Annotated in this window: 2 protein-coding genes; both read left to right on the top strand. The window is 62.4% G+C overall.

Annotated features, from left to right (window positions below; genetic code table 11):
• The coding region (locus ACLD7X_RS17330) for a Tim44/TimA family putative adaptor protein (RefSeq protein ID WP_411424935.1) at positions 1–365 on the top strand (365 nt) is incomplete at its 5' end.
• Between the two features lie 17 nt (positions 366–382).
• Positions 383–821, top strand: a 439-nt coding sequence (locus ACLD7X_RS17325; RefSeq protein WP_411424934.1) for an MltA domain-containing protein, incomplete at its 3' end; no start/stop codon positions are given.

Below are 821 nucleotides of genomic sequence, written 5' to 3'. Positions count from 1 at the left end.
TGATCATTGACGGCTTCGCCAAGGGTGACAAGGCGGCGCTCAAGAACCTGTTGTCGAAGGAGGTTTTCGACGGTTTTGCCCGCGCCATCGACGAGCGGCAGGCAGAGGGCCACCGCGTCGAATCCCGTTTCGTGGGGATCGACAAGGCCACCATACGGTCCGCCTCTCTGCTGGGAGGAAAGAGGGCAGCGATCACCATGGCCTTCGTGAGCGAGTTGATTACAGCCACTTACGACAAGGCGGGTGAGGTGATCGACGGGGACCCGAAGGAGATCCGCGAAGTGACGGATGTCTGGACGTTCGAGCGCGATGTCACCTCCCGCAATCCAAACTGGAAGCTCGCGGCAACCGAGGCGCCGGACTGATCCCAGAGATTTCCCCGATGGGCTCTGGTGCTTCTGCAGCCTGCTCGCTGGAACGCGTTTCTTTCACAGATCTCGAGGGCTGGTACGACGACGGCGGGGCCGAGGCGCTTCACACTTTTCGCCGGTCCTGCCATGAGATCATGGCGCATGGGACTGGTTTTTCGCGGCAGGCCCGGTTTGGGGGAACCCGTTCCGCCTGGCTGGAGACCTGCCGCCGGGCACTCGAGGCAGATGACGCAAGACATGTCTTCGAGACCCGGTTCTGGCCCTATCGCGTGAGGGACGCGCAGCGGCCGGAGGGTCTTTTCACCGGCTATTTCGAGCCCGAGGTTGAAGGAAGCCGGACAGCATCCGCTTCCTTCAGCGTGCCCCTCTATCGCCGCCCACCTGATCTCTTCTCCTTCCCGGATGCAGTCCGGGTCCAGTCCGGACTGTCCTTCGGAAGGATGATCGAGG

The sequence above is a fragment of the Aphanothece microscopica RSMan92 genome, assembly GCF_046613545.2.
Classification (GTDB): Bacteria; Cyanobacteriota; Cyanobacteriia; order PCC-6307; family Cyanobiaceae; genus NIES-981.
This window is presented reverse-complemented; position numbering and strand designations above follow the sequence as displayed.